General features: G+C 56.1%; 15 protein-coding genes. All 15 read left to right on the top strand.

The features are described 5' to 3' along the window. The first annotated feature begins 137 nt into the window (after nucleotides 1-137). The 15 genes from FERRO_RS07005 (at nucleotide 138) to FERRO_RS06935 (ending at nucleotide 20,721) form a co-directional block, all read left to right on the top strand. Entirely contained in the window at nucleotides 138-1,034 is an 897-nt protein-coding gene (locus FERRO_RS07005) for a helix-turn-helix transcriptional regulator (protein ID WP_056930164.1), read from the top strand. Next, the gene (locus FERRO_RS07000; protein WP_056930163.1) at nucleotides 1,034-4,306 is read left to right on the top strand and encodes an SNF2-related protein; all 3,273 of its coding nucleotides are present in this window, start codon (nucleotides 1,034-1,036) and stop codon (nucleotides 4,304-4,306) included. Before FERRO_RS07005 ends, FERRO_RS07000 begins: the two co-directional genes overlap by 1 nt. Then, nucleotides 4,303-4,998, top strand: a complete 696-nt coding sequence (locus tag FERRO_RS06995) for a DUF4391 domain-containing protein (RefSeq protein ID WP_056930162.1) — start codon at nucleotides 4,303-4,305, stop codon at nucleotides 4,996-4,998. Before FERRO_RS07000 ends, FERRO_RS06995 begins: the two co-directional genes overlap by 4 nt. Before the next feature lie 23 nt (nucleotides 4,999-5,021). Next, on the top strand, nucleotides 5,022-6,902 hold the full coding sequence (locus FERRO_RS06990) for an ATP-dependent nuclease (protein WP_056930161.1): 1,881 nt from the start codon (nucleotides 5,022-5,024) through the stop codon (nucleotides 6,900-6,902). A gap of 2 nt (nucleotides 6,903-6,904) precedes the next feature. Beyond that, a complete protein-coding gene (locus FERRO_RS06985) occupies nucleotides 6,905-8,314 on the top strand; it encodes a DUF2130 domain-containing protein (RefSeq protein WP_056930160.1) in 1,410 nt (469 codons plus the stop codon). 85 nt (nucleotides 8,315-8,399) lie between these two features. Next, the gene (locus FERRO_RS06980) at nucleotides 8,400-10,361 is read left to right on the top strand and encodes a site-specific DNA-methyltransferase (protein ID WP_056930159.1); all 1,962 of its coding nucleotides are present in this window, start codon (nucleotides 8,400-8,402) and stop codon (nucleotides 10,359-10,361) included. Nucleotides 10,362-10,371: 10 nt separating this feature from the next. Further along, entirely contained in the window at nucleotides 10,372-13,416 is a 3,045-nt protein-coding gene (locus tag FERRO_RS06975; RefSeq protein ID WP_056930158.1) for a type III restriction-modification system endonuclease, read from the top strand. 153 nt (nucleotides 13,417-13,569) lie between these two features. Beyond that, nucleotides 13,570-14,235, top strand: a complete 666-nt coding sequence (locus tag FERRO_RS06970; RefSeq protein WP_056930157.1) for a hypothetical protein — start codon at nucleotides 13,570-13,572, stop codon at nucleotides 14,233-14,235. After that, the gene (locus FERRO_RS06965; RefSeq protein WP_056930156.1) at nucleotides 14,232-15,188 is read left to right on the top strand and encodes a hypothetical protein; all 957 of its coding nucleotides are present in this window, start codon (nucleotides 14,232-14,234) and stop codon (nucleotides 15,186-15,188) included. The genes FERRO_RS06970 and FERRO_RS06965 overlap by 4 nt, the downstream gene beginning before the upstream one ends. A gap of 219 nt (nucleotides 15,189-15,407) precedes the next feature. Beyond that, on the top strand, nucleotides 15,408-16,274 hold the full coding sequence (locus tag FERRO_RS06960; protein ID WP_160318116.1) for a ComEC/Rec2 family competence protein: 867 nt from the start codon (nucleotides 15,408-15,410) through the stop codon (nucleotides 16,272-16,274). A 368-nt stretch (nucleotides 16,275-16,642) separates the two neighbouring features. Further along, on the top strand, nucleotides 16,643-18,634 hold the full coding sequence (locus FERRO_RS06955; RefSeq protein ID WP_056930154.1) for a conjugal transfer protein TraG: 1,992 nt from the start codon (nucleotides 16,643-16,645) through the stop codon (nucleotides 18,632-18,634). Then, the gene (locus FERRO_RS06950; protein WP_056930153.1) at nucleotides 18,631-19,116 is read left to right on the top strand and encodes a CopG family transcriptional regulator; all 486 of its coding nucleotides are present in this window, start codon (nucleotides 18,631-18,633) and stop codon (nucleotides 19,114-19,116) included. Before FERRO_RS06955 ends, FERRO_RS06950 begins: the two co-directional genes overlap by 4 nt. Then, a complete protein-coding gene (gene trbB, locus FERRO_RS06945; RefSeq protein WP_056930152.1) occupies nucleotides 19,113-20,123 on the top strand; it encodes a P-type conjugative transfer ATPase TrbB in 1,011 nt (336 codons plus the stop codon). Before FERRO_RS06950 ends, trbB begins: the two co-directional genes overlap by 4 nt. Beyond that, on the top strand, nucleotides 20,120-20,452 hold the full coding sequence (locus tag FERRO_RS06940; RefSeq protein ID WP_056930151.1) for a TrbC/VirB2 family protein: 333 nt from the start codon (nucleotides 20,120-20,122) through the stop codon (nucleotides 20,450-20,452). Before trbB ends, FERRO_RS06940 begins: the two co-directional genes overlap by 4 nt. Then, the gene (locus tag FERRO_RS06935) at nucleotides 20,449-20,721 is read left to right on the top strand and encodes a VirB3 family type IV secretion system protein (RefSeq protein WP_056930150.1); all 273 of its coding nucleotides are present in this window, start codon (nucleotides 20,449-20,451) and stop codon (nucleotides 20,719-20,721) included. Before FERRO_RS06940 ends, FERRO_RS06935 begins: the two co-directional genes overlap by 4 nt. Nucleotides 20,722-20,731 lie beyond the last annotated feature (10 nt).

Below are 20,731 nucleotides of genomic sequence, written 5' to 3'. Positions count from 1 at the left end.
CGGTGACGCAAGGATGAGGACTGAATGTCTAAAGTTGAGTAATATCATCAATTTGATGATATAGACAGCCTCACCATGAGCAACAAATCCGTGTCTTTCGGTCTAACCGTCGTTTCTTGTGGATGAGGAGCGCGGTTATGCACCCCCAACGCGTTGAGAGCTTGAGCCACGCCCAGCGGGAGCGGTTGGCCTATATCGACTTCCGTCTGTACTTCATGGGTGAGGTTGGGCGACCTGACTTGGCTAACCGCTTCGGCGTGGCACCTGCGGCGGCTACTCGGGACTTGGCACTGTATCGAGAGGTGGCGCCACAGAACATTGAGTTCGATGGCAGCAACAAGATCTACCGAATTGGCAAAGCGTTCGCGCCCTTGTTCGATCATGCCCCGCAGCGGGTGCTGTCAGCGCTTTCGCTTGGATTTGGTGATGGTGTGAATGGCGAGTCACAGCCAATGCTCCCCTGCGAGTCACCGGCTGCGCTGAGCAGCCCTCGCATGGATGTACTTGCTCCAATTTGCCGTGCGATCCATGCTAAGCGTCCGGTCGCCATTCGCTACCATTCGGTGAACAGTGGAGAGTCCAAAAGGGTAATTGTTCCCTTCGCTCTCGTCGACAGCGGACTGCGTTGGCACGTCCGAGCGTTCGACCGCAAGACCGGAGAGTTCCGCGACTTCGTGATCACCCGGATCGAAGCGCCCAGGATGCTCGACGAGGACCCCAAAGTTGGCGAACGTCCAGACGACGACATCCAGTGGACACGGATTGTCGAGATCGAACTGGTTCCGCATCCAGATCAGCCTAGACCTGAAATCACTGCACGCGACTACAGCTTCACTAGCGGCGTGCTGGCGCTGAAGCTCCGGGCTGCCATTGCGGGATACATGCTCCGGCGCTGGAGCGTCGATTGCTCCCCCGACCACCGTCTGCGTGGCCCCGAATACCGCCTGTGGCTCAAAGACCATCTGGCACTTTACGGCGTGAAGAACGCGCTGCTTGCTCCTGGCTACGCCACGTCTCCAAAGGCGGATTCTTGATGGAACTCATCGACAACATCAACCGCTTGCTCGGCGACGACCTCAAACAGACGCTCAAGCCCGGTTCCCGCCTGAAGATCGCGGCCTCCTGCTTTTCGATGTACGCGTTCGAAGCACTGAAAGCAGAGCTGGAAAAGATCGACGAACTGAACTTCATCTTCACCTCGCCAACCTTCATCGCCAACGAGGTCACCGACAAGATTCGCAAGGAGCGCAAAGAGTTCCACATCCCGAAGATTGACCGCGAACGAAGCCTGTACGGGAGTGAGTTCGAGATTCAGCTCCGCAACAAGCTGACCCAACGCGCGATTGCAAAAGAATGCGCCGACTGGATGCGACGCAAGGCGACCTTCAAATCCAATCGCAGCAAGGCTCCTATGCAACAGTTCGCCTGTGTGCAGGCCGCCGACACGGACGCGGCCTACATGCCATTGCATGGCTTCACGGCCGTTGATCTTGGCTACCAACAAGGCAACGCTGTCTCCAATCTTGTCAACAAGATGGACGAGCCGACTTTCACGGCTACCTACCTCAGCCTGTTCGACCAAATCTGGAAAGACCCGACCAAGCTGGAGGACGTCACCGCTCAGGTTTGCGACCACATTGCGTCGGTGTATCAGGAGAACTCTCCCGAGAGCATCTATTTTCTGATGCTCTACAACATCTTCAATGAGTTCCTGGATGACATCGATGAAGACGTTCTGCCTAATGACCGCACAGGTTATCAAGACACCCTGATTTGGAACAAGCTCTTCAACTTTCAGAAGGATGCGGCCACTGGGATCATCAACAAGCTCGAAACGTACAGCGGCTGCATCCTGGCGGACAGCGTCGGCTTGGGGAAGACGTTCACGGCCTTGGCCGTGGTCAAGTACTACGAATTGCGCAACCGCTCCGTATTAGTGCTCTGTCCCAAGAAGCTGGCGGACAACTGGCTGAACTACAACCGCAATCTCAAGACCAACATCTTTGCCCGCGATCGGTTTAATTACGATGTGCTGTGCCATACCGACCTCAGCCGCACCAGCGGCGATTCATTTGGCACGCCGCTCAACCGTATCAACTGGGGAAATTACGATCTTGTCGTCATCGACGAATCTCACAATTTTCGCAATAACGATGCCTTCAAAGAAAAGGAAACCCGCTACCAGAAGTTGATGAATCAGGTCATCAGGCAGGGCGTAAAAACCAAAGTGCTGATGCTCTCAGCAACCCCGGTCAACAACCGCTTCAATGATCTGCGCAACCAGCTGGCGCTGGCCTACGAAGGCGATTCGGAAAACCTGAACAAAAAGCTCCGAACCAGCAAGACTGTTGAAGAAGTCTTCCGGAATGCGCAGGCAAGTTTTAACGCGTGGGCGAAGTTACCGATCGAACAGCGCACGGCTTGCGCCATCCTAGATTCGCTGGATTTCGACTTCTTCGAATTACTGGACAGCGTCACCATCGCGCGCTCGCGCAAGCACATTCAGACGTTTTACGACACGAAGGACATCGGCCCGTTCCCCGAGCGACGCAAACCTTTGTCATTCCATTCGCCGCTCACTCAGCGTACTGATGTAATGAGTTTCAACGAGATTTTCGAGCAGCTCTCGTTGCTCAGGCTCGCTGTATATGCGCCGATCAGCTACATCTTGCCAAGCCGACTAAAAAAGTACGAAGAAATGTACGACACGCAAGTGGCCGGTGGCAAAAGCAAGTTCAAACAAGTTGATCGCGAGAGAAGCCTGCAGGCGCTAATGACCACCAACCTGCTCAAGCGACTGGAAAGTTCCATTGAGTCGTTCCGGTTGACCTTGCAGTCACTGCGCACCAACCACACCAACACGCTAACCAAGATCAGCACCTTCAATCAGGGCGGCAACACCGCCAGTGTTGACGATTTGACGGATCAGTTGGAGAGTTTGGATGCCGACGACGATGACTTGCCAGCCATTGGCGACAACGAGATAGGCGGTAAGGTAAAGATCAGTCTGGCAGACATGGATCTGCCGTCTTGGGAGCGCGAACTCAAGGCGGACATGGAAATCATTGATGCCCTATTGGCATCAATGAACAAAATCACGCCCGCCGACGATGCGAAGTTGCAGAATTTGAAGTCGCTCATTCTGGGCAAGCTCGCCGCACCGATTAACCCGGGCAACAAGAAGATACTGCTCTTCACTGCCTTCGCGGATACCGCCGACTATCTCTACGCCAATCTGGCCCCGGACTTGTTGGCAATCCAGCACTTGCACAGCGCCAAGGTGACGGGCGGCGCGGCACCCAAATCCACCTTGAAGAAGAGTTACGACTTCCAGGAGTTGCTCACCCTCTTCTCGCCGTGCTCCAAGGAGAAGGCTGTCGTGCTGCCGAATGAACCGGCTGAGATCGACCTGCTGATTGGTACCGATTGCATCTCCGAGGGCCAGAACCTGCAGGACTGCGATTACCTGATCAACTACGATATTCACTGGAACCCAGTTCGCATTATCCAGCGCTTCGGTCGGATAGACCGCATCGGCTCAACTAACGCCAGCATCCAACTGGTCAACTACTGGCCAGACATTTCGCTCGACGAGTACATCAACCTCAAGGAGCGGGTTGAGAGCCGGATGATGATTGCCGACGTCACGGCCACCGGGGACGATAACGTACTGAGCGCCCAAGCCAACGACGTGTCCTACCGCAAGGAGCAATTGCGTCGCCTGCAAGAGGAGGTGATCGAGCTGGAAGACCTGAAGACCGGTGTGTCGATTACTGACCTGGGGCTCAACGACTTCCGCATGGACTTGCTCAACTATGTCAAGGCCAATGGCGAGTTGAACAACGTGCCGAGCGGCATGCACGCCGTTGTGCCTGCCAAGCCGGAGCTGGGCCTGCGCCCTGGTGTGATCTTCACCCTGCGTAACCGCAACCCGAGCGTCAACGTCAGCCAGCACAACCGGCTGCATCCGTACTACCTCGTCTACATCAACCGCGAGGGAGAGGTCATTCACGACCACACCGAGGTCAAGCTTCTGCTCGATCTGGTGCGCAGTTGCTGCAAGGGGCAAGCCCAACCTATTCCGGATGCCTGCCGCCTGTTCAACAAGGAAACGGCCGATGGCCGCAAGATGCAGGTGTACTCCGACCTGCTTGGCAAGACCATCCGCTCGATGATCGAGGTGAAGGAAGAGAAGGATCTGGACAGCCTTTTCAGCGGCGGCAAGACCACCGCGCTGGTCAATACCATTGCCGGGCTGGACGACTTCGAACTGATCACCTTCCTCGTGATTCAGGAGGCCGGATGAGTCAGCCCGCCCGATTCGAGTCGAATGCCGCGTTCATCAACTACCCGAAGCAGACCGCCTTTGGCCGCACCCTGCCAAAGAACAAGATCTACGAACACAGTGGTGCCAATACGAGGCTGAAGGACTTGTTCGTTGAACAGGTGGAGCAGATCGTCTGGCAATACAAGCTGGCCCCGGAAACGATCAACCTGCCCGCCAAGCCGGGTGTGCCAGAGCTTCAGATTTTCACCATCCAGCTCAAGACGGCGGAGCTGAATCTGGACGTCTTGCGCTGCATCGATGGCGCGGTGCAGTTTCCCATCATTTACGAGCTGAGCTTTGATGGCCGAACACAGGTGATTGCCGCGTACAAGCGCCCAAACGAGTCAGACGCCAGCCGTTGGGTCTTGAGCGACTACTTTGCGACGGCATGGTTACCGAGCGATGTCGAGCGCGCCGCCATGCCGTTGGCGCTCGACTTGGGTAGCTTGTACGAGCAGGTGCTTCACCGCCTGATTCCCACGCCCGCGCGCCAGCAAGAAGGCCTTGCTGACTTGGTCGCCCGCGTCGAACAGGTTGCGGCGAAGCAGCGTGAGGTCGAAAAGGCCGCCAGCAAACTTGCCAAAGAAAAGCAATTCAACCGCAAGGTGGAGATCAACGCTGAACTTCGGAAGCTAAAAAAGAGCTGGAGGAGCTCAACCAGTGACAGATAACAGGTCAAGGAGTCAAGACTGAAATGAAGATCCGATCCGTTCACATCAGGAACTTTCGCGCGTTAAAAGACGTGACGATCCCCTTTGATTCCGTCACGACTTTTATCGGGCCTAACGGAGCCGGCAAGTCAACTGTGCTTCGTGCGCTCGACTGGTTCTTCAATGGCAAGCCTGGGTCGCTGACGGATAAGGATTGCTCATTTGGCGCGACTGACGAAGACATCGAAATTCAGGTCACATTCGCTGAGCTTACCGAGAATGACCGCGAGGCACTTGGCAAGTACGCGCCGGAAGGTGTTGATACGTTCACTGCATGGAAGCGCCGATTCCCTGATGGCTCTGATGAACTCTCCGCCAATGCAAAGGGCTTTCCAGAGTTCAACGCGATCAAGGCGGCAAGCGGTGCTGCAGCGAAGAAGGATATGTACACCGCTCTTCGGCTTAGCCAACCATGCCTGGGCCTCCCGGCGGCGAACACCGGCGCTGCCGTTGAACAGGCAATGACAGCATGGGAGGCATCTCACACTGATCATCTTGTCAACGCTCCTGAACCACTGAAAACTGACTTCTTCGGTTTCAACAGCGGCGGCAAGATGAGTGGTCTTTTCGACTTCGTTCTGATTACTGCCGACCTTCGGGCGAGCGAGGAGTCGATTGACGGGAAGTCGAGCATCATTGGCCGAATTCTTGAGCGTTCGGTCGATCGTGCAGCAGCTGATGAAGCGATCGCAGAAATCGTCGAGGAGTCACGCGCGAAGCAGCAGAAAGTCTACGAGGAGAAGTTCAAGACGCAGCTCGATGCCATGACGACGCAGCTCAACGAGGTCGTCGCGTCTTACTCGCCTGGTCGGGCTGTTACGGTTTCCCCTGCTGAGGTGGTACTCAAGGCCCCTCGGACCACATTCGAGGTGGCAGTGCTCGATGGCACAACCGAGACTCATGTTGAGCGACAGGGACATGGCTTTCAGCGCACGCTTCTAATCTCGGCCCTCCAGCTCTTGGCGCAGTCAGGCGCAGCGTCAGCAGAAGGTATCATCTGTCTTGCGATCGAGGAGCCGGAACTCTTTCAGCACCCGATCCAAGCCCAAGCGTTCGCAAAAGTGCTACGGTCTCTCACCGAGGACGCCGATATGCGCATTCAAGTGACTTATGCAACTCATAGTCCCTACTTTCTTGAGGCGCGGCACTTTGATCAAGTCAGACGGCTGACAAGGTCGTCTGATGAGACCCCAGTGGTCTCTGTTCATTACGCAACGGTTGCTGACGTAAAGGCCAAGCTGCACGGAATTGTGGATGCTGATGTGGTTGATCGAAGACTTGACCACAATGTGGCCGATCAACTCGCTATCGCACTCTTTGCGAACCGAGCATTCCTTGTGGAAGGACCGACAGAATCATCAGTGTTCTATGGCATTGGAGATAGGTCTGCACCCGGCTCGCTTGAAGCGGCAGGTGTATCCATTGTCTTCGTAGGTGCCAAAACGTCGATCCCACTCGCACATGCGATCCTGACCTCGATTGGCGTGCCTGTTTACGCACTCTTTGATGCGGATGGCGAGTTTGAGGCACGCGCCAAGGCCAAAAACAAGAAGCAAGAAGATATCGATAAGGAGCGGAACAATCATGCAGCAGAGAACCGCAAGCTAATGCGGTATTTCGGGCTACCTGAAGAAGACTTCCCGTCCGCCACCGTTACTGATAAAGCTGCAATTTTCGAGGATAACCTTGAAGCGTTCCTGTCGACAAACTGGCCAGAGTGGGTCACGGCCTGCAACGACGTCGAGGTTGCCGCAGGGATAAGACTTAAGAAGAATCAACTCGCCTACCGAACGGCAACACTCAAGGCCGAGGGCGAAGTGCCTGAGATGCTTTTAAAAATCTTGACCAAAGTGGGAGGTAAATAACTATGCATGAAATTATCTGCCCGCACTGCGGTAAGGCATTCAAGATTGATGAGGCCGGGTATGCGGACATCCTGAAGCAAGTTCGCGATAGCGACTTCGAGAGGCAGTTACATGAGCGGCTTGAGCTGGCTGAGCAGGACAAGCGCAACGCCGTCGAACTCGCTCAAGCAAAAATCGCCAACGAATTACAGAAGGCTGTTTCTGACAAGGATGCCGTGATTCAGGAGCTGAAATCCAAGATCGATGCCGGTGAGGTTGCACGGCAACTCGCTGTAGCCCAAGCCTTGAGCGCAGTGGAGAAAGAACGCGACGCGCTTGCAAACGAGCTTGAGCAGGCGAAGCATGACAAGCACACCGCATCCAAACTCGCTGAGGCCAAACTACTGAACGAATTGCAGAAAACTGCTGCGACCAAAGAGGCAGAGATTCAGGAGCTGAAGGCGAAGCTCGACGCCAGTAACATCGCACAAAAACTCGCGATCACCGAGGCAGTCAGTTCAGTCGAAAAGGAACGCGACGAGCTGAAGAACGGCTTGCAGCGGGTAGAGCTTGAAAAACATCTCGCCGAGAAGTCCCTGAAGGAAAGGTACGAGACGCAGATCAAAGATCGCGATGACGCGATCGAGCGCCTTCGAGACATGAAGGCGCGGCTATCGACCAAGATGGTCGGTGAAACCCTTGAACAGCACTGCGAGACCGAGTTCAACCGAATCCGTGCCACAGCGTTTCCCAGGGCGTACTTCGAAAAGGACAACGATTCGCGAACCGGCAGCAAGGGCGACTACATTTTTCGCGACTCGGATGAGGCTGGCACCGAGATAGTCTCGATTATGTTCGAGATGAAAAACGAGATTGACGAAACGGCTACCAAGAAAAAGAACGAAGACTTCTTGAAGGAGCTCGACAAGGATCGCATCGAGAAGGGGTGCGAGTACGCAATTCTGGTCTCCCTGCTCGAACCCGACAGTGAGCTATACAACTCCGGGATTGTCGATATGTTTCATCGCCACCCAAAGATGTACGTCGTCCGCCCGCAGTTCTTCATTCCCATCATCACGCTGTTGAGAAATGCAGCGATGAATTCACTCAAGTACAAGTCGGAGCTGGCGCTCATGAAAGCGCAAAACATCGACATCACGAACTTTGAAACCGAGCTTGAGACTTTTAAGACTGCATTCGGGAAGAACTACGACCTTGCCGCCAGGCGCTTCCAAACGGCGATTGATGAGATCGACAAATCGATTGACCACCTGCAAAAAACGAAGGAGGCGCTGCTCGGCACCGATAAAAATCTTCGTCTTGCGAACGACAAGGCGCAAGACGTGACGATCAAGAAGCTGACTCGGGGCAATCCGACGATGGCGGCCAAGTTCGACGAACTTAAGAATCAAGATTCGTCTGATAAAGAATGAGGCTATCTATTCCAACCGCTTTTACGGGTAGAGCAGAGAATTCGTCGCCCCGCCAAAACCGTAGCACGGACCAAGGATACTAACGATGGAAAAAATGAAAATGCACTCGCCCAATCTCACGCAGGACAACATCGCCCGCATTCGCGAGCTGTTTCCGGGCTGCGTCACCGAAGCCAAGGGCGAAGATGGCGTTGTGAAGCTCGCGGTGGATTTTGACCAGCTGCGGCAGGAGCTGGCTGAGTCAATTGTCGAAGGGCCACAGGAACGCTACCACCTGAATTGGCCGGGTAAGCGTGAGGCACTGCTGACGGCCAATGCACCGATTGCCAAGACACTTCGGCCTGTGCGCTCCGAAAGCGTGGACTTCGATACCACGAAGAATCTCTTCATCGAGGGCGACAATCTCGACGCGCTGAAGCTGCTTCAGGAAACGTATCTCGGCAAAGTGAAGATGATTTACATCGATCCACCATACAACACGGGAACTGATTTGCTTTATGAAGATGACTATTCGGAGAGCAATGACTCCTACCGAGTCAAGTCAAACCAACAGGATGAGATGCGCAGAAAGCTAACCCTGAATACGGAGGCCAATGGCAGATTTCATTCGGACTGGTTGTCTATGATTTACTCAAGACTCAGGCTCGCATTGAACTTGTTAGCCGAAGAGGGCGTCATTTTCATTTCCATAGATGAAAACGAGGTTACTAACTTGCGGAAGGTATGCGATGAGGTGTTTGGGGAGAAAAATGCCCTTTCGCCATTTATTTGGTCGCTACCTCGTGGCATTAATGCAGGTCACATTTCAAGGTCACACGAATACGTTGTTGGTTACGCGAAAGACAAGTCCAAGCTACCCTTGTTCAATAAGCAGGGTGATGCTGAGCACTCAATTGACAGATGCAACAAGAAAGTTGACCGTCGGCATCCGGCATCGGAAATTAGCTTCCCAGCTGGCGTACGGTACGAAGGCACGGATCAGATATTGACGGGGGAGTTATCGGGCACGGAGTCGGTTGAGATCGTTGGGCAAATGGTATTTAAGGACGGTGCGCTGCAAAGTGCCGTTACGCTTAAAGCCGGTTGGACAATGAAAAACATGATCCAAGACTGGCTTGATGGCAAGAAAGTGTACGACACAAAGGGCCAAGAAATTCTTGAATTTTTCTTCAAGGAAAACGGGAAGTTATATTCAAAGAAAAGGGTGGAATTCGAGTCGCCTAAGTCGATTCTGTCCGATGTTCCAGACACCCAGATCGCACGAACACAAATTGCGGAGCTGCTTGGCAATCAGGATATTTTCCCGTACCCAAAGCCATCAGCGCTAATTGAGCGCTTGGTCAGCCTCACTACTGAGCCGGGCGATATTGTTTTGGATTTCTTCGCGGGTTCAGCAACGACCGCGCAAGCCATCTTTGACGTAAACGTAATCAAGTCTCCAGGAAGGCGCTTCATACTGGTTCAGTTACCTGAGCCATTGGATGAAGGTAACGTAGACAATGCCGCCGCGATCGAATTTTGCGAGAGCATTCGGAAGCCTGCCAACATTGCAGAAATAAGCAAGGAGCGCATTCGACGAGCTGGCAAGAAAGTGAAAAAGGACAACGCTCAAAAGGCAGGGGGCGACAAGCTAGACATTGGCTTTCGCATTCTTAAAGTTGACGCTTCCAATATGGCTGAGGTCTATTACGCACCTGATGCGCTTGACAAGACCAACCTCGACCTGTTCGTTGACAACATCAAGCCCGACCGCACGTCTGATGACCTGCTGTTCCAGGTGATGCTGGACTGGGGCGTCGATCTGGCCCTGCCCATTACCAAGCAGTCCATTCAAGGCAAAGACGTGTTTTTTGTCGATGGCAATGTGCTTGCCGCCTGCTTCGACGCCAGCGGAAGCATCGACGAAGCCTTCGTGAAGGAACTGGCCAAGCAGCAGCCGCTTCGTGTGGTGTTTCGCGACGCAGGCTACAAGAACAGCGCGGTGAAGATCAACGTCGAGCAGATTTTCAAGCTCTTGTCGCCCGCCACCGAAGTGAAATGCATCTGAGGGGCGCGCAATGAAACTCAAATTCAAGACGCAGGCTTATCAGACAGCGGCGGTGCAAGCCGTGGTCGACTGCTTCAAAGGGCAACCGCCTGCAACGGCGGAGGCCATCAGCTACCGCATCGATCCGGGCAAGGCCAAGAAAGGGGTCGAAGACCTGTTTGCGGAGGGCGGGTTCAAGAACGCCGACCTGAAGCTGACCGATATTGCGCTGCTGGAGAACATCACCCAAGTTCAGCATCAACAGAACTTGCCGCAGTCGTCCGAACTGGTGAAGACCAAGGTTAGCAGGGTCAATCTTGATGTCGAGATGGAGACTGGCACTGGCAAGACCTATTGCTACATCAAGACCATCTTCGAGCTGAACAAGCAGTACGGCTGGAGCAAGTTCATCATCGTGGTGCCCAGCATTGCCATCCGCGAAGGCGTGGCCAAGTCACTGGAGATCACGGCAGAGCACTTTCTGGAGACGTATCACAAGAAGGCGCGCTTCTTCATATACAACTCCAAGCAACTGCACCATCTGGAGAGCTTCTCTTCGGACGCGGGGGTCAACGTGATGGTAATCAACGTGCAGGCGTTTGCCGCCCGTGGCGCTGATAACCGGCGCATCTACGACGAGCTCGATGATTTTCAGTCGCGCCGCCCGATTGATGTGATCAGCGCCAACCGGCCGATTCTGATCCTGGACGAGCCACAAAAAATGGAGGGCTCGGCAACCCTGAAGTCCTTAGAGGAATTCAAGGCACTGATGGTGCTGCGTTACTCGGCCACCCACAAGACCACGCACAACAAGATCCATCGGCTGGACGCGCTGGATGCCTACAACCAGAAGCTGGTGAAGAAGATTGCGGTGCGCGGTATCTCGGTAAAGGGGCTGGCCGGTACCAATGCCTACCTGTACTTGCAGTCCATCGAGATTTCGACCAAAAAGCCACCCGAAGCCCGTGTCGAGTTCGAGCAGAAGCTGAAGTCCGGCGAGATCAAGCCTGTGGTGCGCAAACTGGTGAAGACCGATAACCTGTTCGACCTTTCAAACGGGCTGGATCAGTACCGTGGCTATGTGGTGTCGGACATCAACGCCAACACTGACACCTTGAGTTTCACCAACGGCGTGGAGCTGTTTGTGGGCGAGGCTGATGGCGACGTGAATGAGGCGGCCCTGCGTCGCATCCAGATTCGGGAAGCCATCAAGGCTCACTTCGATAAGGAGCTGGCCCTGTTCCAGCAAGGCATCAAGGTGCTGACCTTGTTCTTCATCGACGAAGTCGCCAAGTACCGTGACTACTCAGCGGCCGACGAGAAAGGTGACTACGCACGGATTTTTGAAGAGGAGTACCAGAGCTACCTCAACGAGGTGCTGGACCTGGATGAAACGCCGTACATCAAGTACCTAAGGGACATCGCCCCAGCCAAGACACACAAGGGCTATTTCTCCATCGACAAGAAGACCAAGCGTGACGTTGACCCCGCAGTTGCAGCCCGTGGCGAGAGCGCCGGGTTGTCTGATGACGTGGATGCTTATGACCTGATCTTGAAGCAGAAGGAGCGCCTGTTGTCATTGCAGGAGCCGGTGCGCTTCATCTTCTCGCACTCGGCCCTGCGTGAAGGCTGGGACAACCCGAACGTGTTCGTGATCTGTGCTCTCAAACACAGCGACAACACCATTTCCCGGCGTCAAGAAGTGGGCCGTGGCCTGCGTTTGTCGGTCAATCAGACTGGCGACCGGATGGATCATCCCGCCATCGTCCATGACGTCAACGTGCTCACGGTCGTGGCCAGCGAGAGCTACAAAGACTTCGTCTCTGCACTGCAAAAGGACATTAGCGAGTCCTTGTCGGTCCGCCCCAAGGTGGCAGACGAAGCCTACTTCACCGGCAAGGTGCTCAAGACCGCGACCGGCGATGTCGAGGTCACGCCGCAATTGGCCAAGCAGATCTACAAGTACCTGCTCAAGAACGACTACAGCGACGACACCGACCGTATCACCGGCACGTACCACGAGGCCAAGAAGGAAGGCACCCTGGCACCGCTACCACCGGAGCTGCAGGCTCATGCCGAGCAGGTGTACCAACTGATCGACAGCGTCTTCAGCGACAGCCAGATGTTTGAGATCAGCGACGACCGTCGCCCGAAGAAGAACCCGCTCAACAGCAACTTCGACAAACAGGAGTTCAAGGAGCTGTGGAACCGGATCAATCGCAAGGCAGCTTACAGCGTTGACTTTGATTCAGCGGAGTTGGTCACGAAGGCCGTCAACGAACTGGACAAGAGTCTGCGCGTGACACCGTTGCAGTACACGATTCAGACCGGCGAGCAGGCTGCCCAGGTGACCTATGACGGGCTAAAGGATGGCGAAGCCTTCGTGCTCAAGGCCACCGAAACCGAAAAGAATGTGCATTCCATCCACTCGGCCGTGAAGTACGACCTCATTGGGAAGGTCGCCGAAGGGACGCAACTGACCCGGCGCACGACGGCAGACATCCTCAAGGGGATCAGCGTCGCGGTGTTTGCACAGTTCCGCACCAATCCGGAAAGCTTCATCGCCGAGGCCGTTCGACTGATCAACGAGCAGAAGGCAACGATGATCATCGAACACTTGGCCTACGACCCGGTCGAGGACAAGTTCGACCTCGACATCTTCACCGCAGGCCAGACCAAGCAGGACTTCAGCAAGGCTGGTGACAAGCTCAAACGGCACATCTACGACTACGTGATCACCGATTCCGGCATTGAGCGGGAGTTCGTGAAGGAGCTGGATACCTGCACTGAAGTCGTCGTATACGCCAAGTTGCCTCGCGGCTTCCTGATCCCCACGCCAGTCGGTGACTACAATCCCGACTGGGCCGTCACGTTCAAGGAAGGCACGGTCAAGCACGTGTACTTCGTGGCCGAGACCAAGGGGTCGATGTCGTCAATGGTGCTCAACGAGATTGAGAAAACCAAGATCAAGTGCGCCCGGAAGTTCTTCGATGAGATCAACAGGAAGTACGCCCCCGAAAACGTCAAGTACGACGTGGTCAACAGCTTCGGAAAGTTGATGGAGCTGGTGAAATGATCGTCTGGCATGAGTGCTTCACTTGCGATTTTCAATCCATGGGCGATTACCCACTTGAACTTCAGGATTCGGCTGTGCTAACGGTGCTGCAACAGGCCGAGGAGTTGTCGTTGGGATGGGCCGTTGTGTCCAGACCTGGAACGGGAGGTGGTAATGGCTAAGACTAAACGGTCGTCGTCCCTTAAAGCTGCGAACGGAAAGGCCATATGGCTTCTGGTAAGCGCCGACATTGTTGTAATTGTTTTGGTGTTTACTGGTTTTGCGTTTACTCAAGCATCGCTGACTGAGCTTGCGCAGTCCGCACTCATTCGTGGAGTATTGCTGGCGACCGCTGGCCCAATCATGGCCGTGTTTTTGAATGACCTAGTGCCATCAAACGCGAAGGCTTCAATCGTGTTTTGGCGTTTCAAAGACGCGTTGCCTGGACATCGCGCGTTTAGCGAACACGCAGAAGCCGACCCTAGAATCAATATGGCAGCCCTAAAGAAGAAGATAGGAGAATTTCCGCAGAGTCCAAGGGATCAAAATACCTGCTGGTATCGGTTATTCCAGGGACATCAATCGAATGTCATCGTCGGCGACGCACACAAGCGGTTTCTCTTGTTTCGCGATTCATCCAGTCTAACGCTCTTGATATTGGTGATTACTGGTATAGCTACTGCGTTGTCAGGTGTTCGGCTCGCCCTTCAATCAATGCTCATCGGCGGGCTAGCGGTGCAATTTCTTTGGCTTTCCTTATCTGCTCGGAACACTGGTATACGGCTAGTGCAAAACGTCTTGGCGCTTGAATCCACCAATGATGGGGCGAAAAAGAAATGACCACTCGATCCATCGTGACGCGATTCCGTGCATATCAGCTTGGCAATGCCGGTGCTTCCTTTTCGGTCTTTGCCGACGACACGTTTACGTTAATCGAAGCGCGGCTTACCGATCTCAGTCGCCCGAACCTGAACCAAGAATTAGCGCAGTGTGGAAAGACCTCCATTGACGTACTGCACATTACCGGCTGGGACCAGGATCATTGCGCCATAGCTGATCTTGAGGAAATACTATCAATCTACAAACCCGCGAAAATTGAGTATCCAGGATATCGGCCGCATAGTGATACCGCAAATGAATGCTTAAAGATAATTCTGAACTATAGGACGACGAATTCGAACAAGGGGCGGTCGGTAAAATGCATCGCTGTCGATCCAGACTACATCAAGGGGCTCAAAAATGCAGAGGATCTGGCATATCGAGACACTCTGTATCACCCGCGTGCCTTATTCGATAGTGAATCAAACAACAATTCGACGATCAAGCTGTTTCGTCAGGGTTGTTTTAACATCGCTAGCCTAGGAGACGTGGAGGATGCGAATATCGGCGCCTACCTTCGGCGCTGCAAGATCTTTAAACGTGAAGTGGATGTCCTATTGCTTGCGCATCACGGAGCGGATTGCCCCACCAATTCGAAAACGTTCTTTGAAATAGTCCGGCCAAGGATCGCCATCTGTTGTAGCCAGTTTGACAACCAGTTCGAACATCCCAAGCCCGATGTTCGCCAGAGACTCTTTGATCTGAACATTCCGATTATGACGACCAAAACGGGTGATGTGCTAATCCGGTCGCTTTCGCCGCATTCGCATAAATTCCGTGCCACTAATCTAATCGCCAATTCGACGAAAGTTTCAAGTGAGCTTGATTTTACGGCGCGAAAGAGCCACTGGCTTTCAATGAATGCGGACACACTTAGAAACCTCTATCGACCGGGCTTCAAGGGACTTCGCTGATGGTGCTCAATAGAAATGGGGGGGGGATGGAGCCAAATGTAATCAATTGCGCGCATGTCACCAGCGCATTGCTTAGAGGCTGACACGATGGCCACCGTACACTTTCTCAATGTGGGTGAGGGCGACTGTATTGTGGTTCAACACAACAGTGGCAGGATCACGATGATCGACATCTCGTGTGGCAACTTGACCACTCTGAATGAGTCCACCAATCGACTAATGAAATTAGCAGGCCTCGCGGGCTCCGACACGGGCGGCAACTTTAACATGAAGGCCTATCCAACAAGGCCGCAGTCCTACTTGTCCAATATCGGGATCAACTCAATCTGGCGCTTCATCCTGACCCATCCTGATATGGATCACCTGGACGGGTTCAATGCCTTGATGGACGAGTTGGCCATCAGCAACTTCTGGCACTCGGGCGCCGACAAACCCAAGCCTGACTTCAATGGCTACAATGGCTATAAGGAAGAAGACTGGGATCGTTACGCGAAGGTAAAACAGGGCAACGAGCAAGGCACCACAACGCTAAAAATCCTTGCTGGCGACATTTTTAAGTATGCAAACCAAGACGATATCGGCGAGGGTGCCGATGGGCTCCAAGTGATCGCACCAACCAGAGACCTGGTGGATAAAGCCAACGAGAACGAAGATTTCAACGACTGCTCCTACGTGATTGTCTATCGCACGGCCGGCTTCAAGATCATCTTCACGGGCGATTCCCATGACGCGACATGGGAGCACATCTTGGACAATCATATTGAGGATGTCGCGAACTGCGACCTGCTGATTGCTCCGCACCACGGGCGCGATTCCGGTCGCTCATGGGATTTTTTGGATGTATTAAAGCCGCGCTTGACTCTGTTCGGTGTAGCCAACTCGGACCACCTAGCTTATGACGCTTGGAATCGACGTGGGCTGGATAAGATCACCAACAACCAAGCGGGCAATGTAGTCCTGGACATAGACGGTGATCGTATGCATGTCTATGTCGAGAACGATGTGTATGCTGAATCCATGAACCCGGGAAATGCCACGCGAAACGTACTTGGTTACCGAACACTGGGCTATCTGACGGCTAGTTGATCACGCGTTAGCATAGCAATGCTGACTCTGCTAACGGCACGCAGATAAGCCGCATGGCGGAAATTGTTAACTACGTGATCAATACGCCAGCCTTTTGAAATCGTTTAGTTGCAAGTCGACTGCTCAAACCGACGAACGATCAGTACTGAACGTAACAAAAATAATCATCGTTGTACTCCCCTCTTAGCAGCCCTTCGCCGGAGCAGGTTCTCTCATACTCGCGGCGCCCCCAAACTTGCGATGTCTAAAGCGGTGCCGGATCGGTGCCGCTTCGAACCTTGACGATAGGCCAATTCTGATTCGCGGGTACCGCGCTGACGGCACATCGCAATGGACTGAATCGAGTAATCCACATGAGGGGGTGCGGCATGGTGCCGACCGGCGTGTTGACTGGCCAAATCATGATGGTTTTTACCATCGTATTACTGGGAATATGGAGTGCCACCCAGTGGACGGCGGCTGCACTGGGCTACCAGCTACGCCTGGGCGCGCCGTGGTTCGACCTGCTCGGTATGCCGGTCTATCACCCGTGGAAGCTGTTCGAGTGGTGGTACTTCTTCGATGCCTACGCCCCAGACATTTTCCTGCGCGGCGGCGCCATCGCGGCCTGCAGCGGCTTCGCCGGCGCCATGGCGGCCATCGCCATGTCGGTGTGGCGCGCGCGTCAATCCAAGCTGGTCACGACCTACGGTTCGGCACGCTGGGCGCTCCCCGCTGAAATCCAGCGTTCCGGCCTGACCGGACCCGCCGGGGTTTTCCTGGGCCGCAAGGATGGCGACTATCTCCGCCATGAAGGCCCCGAGCATGTGATGGCCTTCGCGCCGACGCGATCCGGCAAGGGTGTCGGCCTGGTGGTGCCTACACTGCTTTCGTGGCCCGGCTCCGCCGTGATCCACGACATCAAGGGCGAGAACTGGAACTTGACCGCCGGTTGGCGCTCGCGCTTCTCGCACTGCCTGCTGTTCAACCCGACCGATGCGAAATCGGCTGCCTACAACCCGCTGCTCGAAGTGCGGCGCGGCATGCACGAAGTACGCGACGTACAGAACATCGCCGACATCCTGGTCGACCCCGAAGGCGCGCTGGAGCGGCGCAATCATTGGGAAAAGACTTCCCATGCCTTGCTGGTCGGCGCGATCCTGCATGTGCTTTACGCGGGCGAAGACAAGACACTGCGTGGCGTCGCCAATTTCCTGTCCGATCCGGCCTGCCCGTTCGAAGTCACATTGCACCGGATGATGACCACAAAACATCTTGGCGATGCTCCGCACCCCGTAGTCGCCTCCGCCGCACGCGAGGTGCTGAACAAAAGCGAAAACGAGCGCTCGGGTGTGCTGTCCACCGCGATGAGCTTCCTGGGTCTCTACCGCGATCCCACGGTAGCCGAAGTGACATCGCGCTGCGACTGGCGCATCGCCGACCTGATCGACGCTGCTCATCCCGTGTCGCTGTATCTGGTAGTGCCGCCCTCCGACATCAGCCGCACCAAGCCGCTGATCAGGCTGATCCTGAACCAGATCGGGCGACGCCTCACCGAGTCGCTCGATGGATCAGACGGCATCGCCCGCCGCCACAAGCTGCTGCTGATGCTTGACGAGTTTCCGGCGCTGGGCCGGCTGGATTTCTTCGAGTCGGCTCTGGCCTTCATGGCGGGCTACGGTCTGCGCGCCTTCCTGATTGCGCAATCGCTCAACCAGATCGACAAGGCCTACGGCCAGAACCATTCCATCCTCGACAACTGCCACGTACGCATCACGTTCGCCACCAATGACGAACGCACCGCCAAGCGCATTTCAGAGGCCCTTGGCACAGCCACCGAATTGCGCGCGCAACGCAACTACGCGGGCCACCGGTTGGCGCCGTGGCTCGGACACCTGATGGTGTCGCGCCAGGAAACCGCACGGCCGCTGCTCACGCCCGGCGAAGTCATGCAGTTGCCGCCCGACGACGAAGTGGTGATGGTGTCGGGCCATCCACCGATCAAGGCCCAGAAAATTCGCTACTACCTGGACGCGAATTTCAAGACGCGCATTCAGGCGCCGCCGCCATTGCGGCCTGGGCATTACGCCGATGTCCCGGCACCACGACCCGACGACTGGACCGGACTGGCCATACTCGCTGCACCGATTCCTGGTCTGGTCTTCCCCGCACACGGTGAGGCCATCGACGACGGCGGTCGCCAGCAGCAGCCGGAACTGGCCGAAGTCGCGTTCATGCCGGAACCCGAACACGCGGTGGACGATCTAGGCCTGCTCGATGACGACGACCTGCCGCTACCCCTGCCCGCCCAGCTCGATCCACGCCTGCAACGCACCGCGCGGCTGGCGGCCCTCGACCCTGACGATGGAATTGCGCTATGAGCCGCACCCGCCTGAACCTCTTCATCGAACCCGAGCACGCCAGGCGGCTCGACGAGCTGGCGACCATGAAGGGCTTGTCCAAGTCTTCGATCATCGCCGCCGCGCTGGCTTCGTTCCTGTCGCCCGATTCCGGCGACCAGCGCGAGGCGGCTATCGCCAAGCGGTTGGATCGCTTGTCTCGCCAGCTCGACAAGCTGGAGCGCGACCAGAACATCCTGATCGAGACGCTGGCGCTGTACGTGCGTTATTTCCTCACCGTCAGCACCCCCGTGCCGGAAGCGCATCAGGAAGCGGTGCGCGCCCAGGGACGGGCACGCTTTGAGCAGTTCATCGAACAGCTCGGTCGGCATCTGCTGCGCGGGCGCAGCCTGGTCAAGGACGTGGTCGAAGAAATCCAGCCCGATCAGAGCCAGTTCTTCGCCCAGCCGGAAAATGTTCCCGCCGCAGCGCCTGCCGACGAATCAGAAGGAGTGCCGTCATGAGTAGCGCGCCGCACGATCAGAGCTTGTCAGCCTCGCTGGAGCGTCGCGTGCTCATGCTGCGCACGGCGATGGGGTCGGACATCGCCAAAGCTTTGAACGACCCCGACGTGGTGGAAGTCATGCTGAACCCGGACGGTTCGCTGTGGGTGGATCGACTGGGCAGTGGCCGCGAACCGCTCGGTGTCAGCCTCACGCCAGCCGATGGCGAACGCATCATCCGCCTGGTCGCAGCCCACGTGGGCGCCGAGGTGCATGCGGGCAAGCCGCTGCTGTCCGCCGAGTTGCCGGAGACCGGCGAACGTTTCGAGGGTGCGCTGCCACCGGTGACGCCGGGGCCGGTCTTCGCGCTACGCAAGCGCGCGGTCGGCTTGATCCGGCTCGACGCCTACGTGGCCGACGGCATCCTGACCGAGGCTCAGGCGGAATTCCTGCGTAACGCGGTGCGCGAACGCCAGAACATCCTGATCGCGGGTGGCACCAGTACCGGCAAGACCACGTTGGCCAATGCCCTGCTCGACGAGGTCGCGGCCACCGGCGACCGCGTGATCGTGCTCGAAGATACGGTGGAGCTGCAATGTACGGCACACGACCACGTCCCGCTGCGCACCCGTGCAGGTGTCGTAACCATGGCCGAGCTGGTGCGCTCGACATTACGGCTGCGCCCAGACCGCATCGTCGTCGGTGAAGTGCGCGGTGCCGAAGCGCTGGACTTGCTCAAGGCCTGGGGCACCGGCCATCCGGGCGGCATCGCCACCGTCCATGCCGGTTCCGCTGCGGGCGCGCTGCTGCGCCTGGAACAACTGATCCTCGAAGTCGCGGTGACGCCACCACGCGCCCTGATCGCCGAAGCGGTGAACGTCATCGTCTACATCGCCGGTCGCGGCCATGCACGCCGCGTGCAGGAAATCGCCCGCGTCATCGGCTTCGACAGCCACGGCTACCAACTCAGCGCCGAGCTGATGCCTTCCGTCCCTTTACTTTCATCAACTCCAGGAGAACCGTCATGACGACTTCACGCATTTCCGTAAAACCTGCCTTGCAATTCGTGGCTCTCGCCGCACTGCTGCTGGCCATCGCCATTCCCGCGCATGCCGCAGGCTCGAACATGCCGTGGGAAGCGCCGCTGCAATCGGTGCTGGATTCGATCCAGGGACCAGTGGCCAGGATCATCGCGGTGATCATCATAATTGCCACCGGGCTGACGTTAGCCTTCGGTGACACCAGTGGCGGCTTCCGCAAGCTGGTGCAGATCGTGTTCGGTCTGTCGATCGCGTTTGCCGCCTCGTCATTCTTCCTGACCTTCTTCAGTTTCAGCGGCGGAGCGGTGCTGGCATGAACGCGCTACCTGCTGACGCATCCGGCTTCGAGGTGCCGCTGCACCGCTCGCTGACCGAACCCATCCTGTTGGGTGGCGCACCGCGCACCGTGGCGATTGCCAACGGGACACTGGCCGCCGCCGTGGGGCTCGGGCTGCAACTCTGGCTGCCCGGCATGGTGCTGTGGATTGTTGGGCACTCGCTGGCCGTGTGGGGCGCGCGACTGGATGCGCAGTTCATGGCCGTGTTCGCGCGGCACATCAAGCACCGGCAACTGCTGGACGTGTGAGGACGATCCC

It is taken from the genome of Ferrovum sp. JA12, from assembly GCF_001431705.1.
In the GTDB taxonomy this organism is placed as follows: domain Bacteria; phylum Pseudomonadota; class Gammaproteobacteria; order Burkholderiales; family Ferrovaceae; genus PN-J185.
The sequence above is the reverse complement of the archived record's forward strand: the minus strand, read 5'-3'. Positions and strand labels throughout refer to the sequence as shown.

Bases quoted from the DNA above. Each gene is read 5' to 3' on its own strand.
- FERRO_RS07005 (WP_056930164.1), top strand. From the start codon at position 138: ATGCACCCCCAACGCGTTGAGAGCTTGAGCCACGCCCAGCGGGAGCGG.
- FERRO_RS07000 (WP_056930163.1), top strand. From the start codon at position 1,034: ATGGAACTCATCGACAACATCAACCGCTTGCTCGGCGACGACCTCAAA.
- FERRO_RS06995 (WP_056930162.1), top strand. From the start codon at position 4,303: ATGAGTCAGCCCGCCCGATTCGAGTCGAATGCCGCGTTCATCAACTAC.
- FERRO_RS06990 (WP_056930161.1), top strand. From the start codon at position 5,022: ATGAAGATCCGATCCGTTCACATCAGGAACTTTCGCGCGTTAAAAGAC.
- FERRO_RS06985 (WP_056930160.1), top strand. From the start codon at position 6,905: ATGCATGAAATTATCTGCCCGCACTGCGGTAAGGCATTCAAGATTGAT.
- FERRO_RS06980 (WP_056930159.1), top strand. From the start codon at position 8,400: ATGGAAAAAATGAAAATGCACTCGCCCAATCTCACGCAGGACAACATC.
- FERRO_RS06975 (WP_056930158.1), top strand. From the start codon at position 10,372: ATGAAACTCAAATTCAAGACGCAGGCTTATCAGACAGCGGCGGTGCAA.
- FERRO_RS06970 (WP_056930157.1), top strand. From the start codon at position 13,570: ATGGCTAAGACTAAACGGTCGTCGTCCCTTAAAGCTGCGAACGGAAAG.
- FERRO_RS06965 (WP_056930156.1), top strand. From the start codon at position 14,232: ATGACCACTCGATCCATCGTGACGCGATTCCGTGCATATCAGCTTGGC.
- FERRO_RS06960 (WP_160318116.1), top strand. From the start codon at position 15,408: ATGAAATTAGCAGGCCTCGCGGGCTCCGACACGGGCGGCAACTTTAAC.
- FERRO_RS06955 (WP_056930154.1), top strand. From the start codon at position 16,643: ATGGTGCCGACCGGCGTGTTGACTGGCCAAATCATGATGGTTTTTACC.
- FERRO_RS06950 (WP_056930153.1), top strand. From the start codon at position 18,631: ATGAGCCGCACCCGCCTGAACCTCTTCATCGAACCCGAGCACGCCAGG.
- trbB (WP_056930152.1), top strand. From the start codon at position 19,113: ATGAGTAGCGCGCCGCACGATCAGAGCTTGTCAGCCTCGCTGGAGCGT.
- FERRO_RS06940 (WP_056930151.1), top strand. From the start codon at position 20,120: ATGACGACTTCACGCATTTCCGTAAAACCTGCCTTGCAATTCGTGGCT.
- FERRO_RS06935 (WP_056930150.1), top strand. From the start codon at position 20,449: ATGAACGCGCTACCTGCTGACGCATCCGGCTTCGAGGTGCCGCTGCAC.